Source organism: Patescibacteria group bacterium, assembly GCA_022560785.1.
Classification (GTDB): domain Bacteria; phylum Patescibacteriota; class Minisyncoccia; order Phycocordibacterales; family JADFSL01; genus JADFSL01.
Genome location: JADFSL010000039.1, coordinates 1 through 3,897 on the forward strand (window position 1 = coordinate 1; position 3,897 = coordinate 3,897).

Genomic DNA, 3,897 nt, shown 5'->3' on the forward strand with positions numbered 1-3,897 from the left:
GGATCGATCAAACGAACCGATCCGTTTTCCGCTCCAAAGGATGATGAAGCAAAAGTAGTCGCTCTACCTTGCCTCATGGTATCATGACCGCAGGCGGCGTCGGTCCGCGGAAAGTAGGGAACTTACGATGGCATGGACAGAACAGACTGCTAGCAGCGTAGAGGAATTGGCCTTGATGTTGCTGACGATCGGCACTGCACCGTATCTCTGCCGGGGCCAGTCGAGGGCGGAATGGGAACACCTGATTACTAGATTCACCAGAGCACTCAAACATAGGCATAGGGTAAAACCGGATCCTTCGACAGAACCCGAAAGACTCGCCAAAACGGCCGCGATGGTCGAAGCTGCATCGATCGATCGATTCGTTAAACAGGGCCATATGCACCTTAGCCGGACCGAGAGTGGCATCATGTCAACTGTTGTTGGTACGCTGAGTCTCATGCAGCACTATGGCGCACCCACAAGGCTGCTCGATTGGACTTATTCGCCCTGGGTCGCCGCGTACTTTGCTGCAATAGATGATCTCGAGCACGATGGTGCTATCTGGTCCTTCAACACCAACGCACTAAACGAGTCGGAGGCGGTAGATAAAGATGTCGAGGCACACCTCGACCAAATGAGAAGCGCGGGCAATCTTCTCACTTGGGTCGAGGCTACTAACACGTCATACAATGTTGCATGTGTGGCTCGTCCGGCTATAGATAATAGGCGGATGTCTGCTCAGCAATCAGCGCACACGATGGCCGCAACAATAGACGAACCGCATGACGTACTGATTGAAGAAATCGATCATGCCGACCGGCCTGTGGTGCCGCCTTTGTTCTTTTTGTTCTTTTGGTTCTTTTTGTGCTTTCTCTAAATCTTTTGGTTCTATATTGAATTCAGCAAAAAATAATAAGTCTACTTCATGTGTATATGCTATATTGCTTATTGTTTCGCATAGATCGTTATTGTTATTTGTATTCCAAAATAAAAAGTTTACCATACAGATATTCCAGCTCAATAATATTTAATCACTCTCCATCTACTCAATAATCAAATCTACAGAGCCTTTTGCAAAACTCCAAGCCATTTAGATTATGACTATATACGCGACAACAAATAATAGGCTTTTTCATATTTTCAAAAGGTTAGATTCAAAAAAGCTGCTTTTTTAGACACACTTCCCCATTTTCTCTTTTTTCAGAGAAATTTATAATTTTCAAGCTGTTTTGTTACTTCCCTACTGGACAAATTTCAGTAAATAATCGGCAGTTAGGGCAAGGATACCGAACATAAGATGGGCCATAACTTTGGTTGAACCACGTACACGAATCATTCGCCCTCCAAAATCATCCTTCAGCCTGCCATTTACTCGTTCAACTGTAGTTCTTTCCCTAAATCGTACTTCTTCAGCAGGGTCAAAATGTTTCTTTTCTCCTCGTCGACAATTCGAGTCTACTATTGGCACATGTCCAAGTTGTCGACTAAAATCTTTTATATTCTCCCAATCATATGCCGAATCCATTAAATCATATAAACTCGTTACACGCTTTGAAGTCATTGTAGCTAAAGGAATTGCTGCTTGTGAATCATGTAATTACGCTGATGTCAATACTGCCGTAATCGGTATATGCCCGTCAGCCACATCAAGGTGAAGTTTATACCCGTTCCATGATTGTGTATAACCCTTACTGTTTTTCTTTGTGCCACGATCACACGCTTTTGGTAAATCGGCCAACATCTCTTCTATACTCATCTTCGCCTGACGTTCAATTCGTGTCGGTTCTTTCGGGGGAACTTTCTCTCCCTTTTTCGGCCTTCCTCTTTTACGTTTTCGCTTTTTCTTCTTTTCAGACTTTTTCTTAACGACCGGTTTCTCACGTGCAACAATTTCTGTACTATCACGGGAGATATGACCCACAAGATGTTCCGATAGATGTTTATTTATCAGTGCTTTGTGAACTTCCTGGGGTAGTTTGCTTTGCGCAAACTCTGCAAATGCACGGGATAGCGTTGATTCACTTGGTATCTGATACAGTGATTCCCAACCGCATATTCGCCTTAACCCAAGTTTACCAAGTTTCTATCAAAAAAGCAAGAAAATGCGTTAAAAACCAGAAGCAATTTAGCGTAAGCTGTTGTTTATAAAGAACTGAAGTTTCTATGCAGCAAATGTAGTGCCCCATACTATCATTTACATCTTGACACAGCATCAGATGTTTTGTACCTTTATACCATGTTTATCAAAGAAATAAAAAAGAAAAACAAAGGCTATGAAAAGATTTTCACCTCTCACCGCCTGATGGAATCCTATCGTACTGAGAAAGGCCCGCGGCAAAGGACTGTTCTCAATCTTGGCAGGCTGGAGATTCCTGAGGAGCAGTTCAAGCTTTTGGCTGACCGTATTGAAACAATACTCAGCGGACAGACATCGTTTTTGCCGCCTGAGATAGCTGAAGAGATTGAGGTGCTGGCAAGGCATTATGCCCAGAAGATAGTACAGAAGAATATTTCGGCTCATCAATCAGTAGTTTGTGAACCTGAAGAACCGCCGGTATATGAGACGATTAATGTAAACAGCGTAAAGAATTCCCGGTCACGGACAATTGGTGCGGAACATGTAGGTTTATCATCATTTGCGGAGCTGGGATTTGAAGCATGTTTGAGTAATTTGGGATTCAGCAATGACCGGGTCAAGCTTGCTGCGCTTGCAATAGTAGGCAAACTGGTATATCCCGCAAGTGAGCCGGACACACTGCTTGCTACCCTTCAAACCTTACAGAATGAAGAGATCAAGGTGAGGGAGGTTACTGAACCAGAAATAAAGAAACGAGGGATTACGGTAATAATGGATGCCGGGATAGCAACGGAAAATATTCTCTTATGCAAAAGCAGCAAACGTTTGGCAAAAGAGTCGGCCATGTTGTCCCAATATCAGGAACGTTTTGAGAAAGGACTCGAGGATATTAGTTTATCATTAACAAAAAGAGGCGGCGTAAAGCATTATGATAAGGTCATTGAGCGTATAGGACGATTGAAAGAGAAGTATTCTTCGATTGGCAGGTTTTATAAGATAAATACTCAACAATCCGAAGGAAAAGTTACACAACTAACATGGGCGTTTGAAAAAAAGAAAGAGGCGGAAGAACAATTCTCGGGTTTATATTTCTTGCGCACCACACGCAAAGACTTGAGCGAGAAGGAGATGTGGTCTTTATATACAATGCTTACAAGAGTGGAGGAATCGTTTCGATGCTTGAAGGATGATTTGAATATGCGGCCGGTATTCCACCAGAAGGAAAACCGTACCGACAGCCACCTGTTTATAACAGTCCTCGCATATCATTTACTCAACTCGATACAAGTAAAACTTCATGAAACCGGCATTGCCATGAGATGGAAACGTATCCGCGCACTACTTTCAACTCATGTGATTATAACAACTTCCATGGTAAAAAAAGATGGCGGATGTATTCATATAAGAGGCTGTTCAGAGCCTGAACCTTTTCACAGGAGAATTTATAACGCATTGAAAATCAAACTCACACCTGTTATATCAAAATTAATGTATATGTGAATTTATTAATCTGTAGTCACCATAAAAAAATGATGTTTGTTGTTTTTATTGTATTTATATATTATTAGTGGTAAACTTGGGTTAACTCTTCGCGAACCTTTCGTTGGAATTTCACTGTATCAAATTTCTTCTTCATGGATGACCTCCCTTGGACTTCTGATGTCCAGTAAAGGAAAACCTAACTTCATATTAACTGAATTAAATTGCTTCATTCAGTAAATTATCAATATCGTTTGTCTTTTTTATCGTCAAGTTCATTCCCGTTTTTCAAGCCAATAAGTATTATACATTGTAGAAATAATTAAAAGTCCTTTATATAATCCAACATTAGTAAATAG

General features: G+C 41.5%; 4 protein-coding genes. 2 read left to right on the forward strand and 2 right to left on the reverse strand.

Going from position 1 to position 3,897, the window contains the following annotated elements; translation table 11 throughout:
* The first annotated feature begins 127 nt into the window (after nt 1–127).
* Nucleotides 128–859 (forward strand): FRG domain-containing protein, encoded by a 732-nt coding sequence (locus tag IIB50_03005; GenBank protein MCH7530057.1) that lies wholly within the window; start codon nt 128–130, stop codon nt 857–859.
* Between the two features lie 363 nt (nt 860–1,222).
* Here IIB50_03005 and IIB50_03010 read toward each other — a convergent pair whose 3' ends face one another.
* Nucleotides 1,223–1,543, reverse strand: coding sequence for a transposase (locus tag IIB50_03010; GenBank protein ID MCH7530058.1), 321 nt, complete (start codon nt 1,541–1,543; stop codon nt 1,223–1,225).
* A gap of 36 nt (nt 1,544–1,579) precedes the next feature.
* On the reverse strand, nt 1,580–1,903 hold the full coding sequence (locus IIB50_03015; protein ID MCH7530059.1) for a hypothetical protein: 324 nt from the start codon (nt 1,901–1,903) through the stop codon (nt 1,580–1,582).
* Between the two features lie 315 nt (nt 1,904–2,218).
* On the opposite strand from IIB50_03015, the gene IIB50_03020 reads away from it, so the two are divergent.
* Nucleotides 2,219–3,559 carry a transposase gene (locus IIB50_03020; protein ID MCH7530060.1) on the forward strand — a complete coding sequence of 447 codons (1,341 nt, stop codon included), beginning with the start codon at nt 2,219–2,221 and terminating at the stop codon, nt 3,557–3,559.
* Nucleotides 3,560–3,897 lie beyond the last annotated feature (338 nt).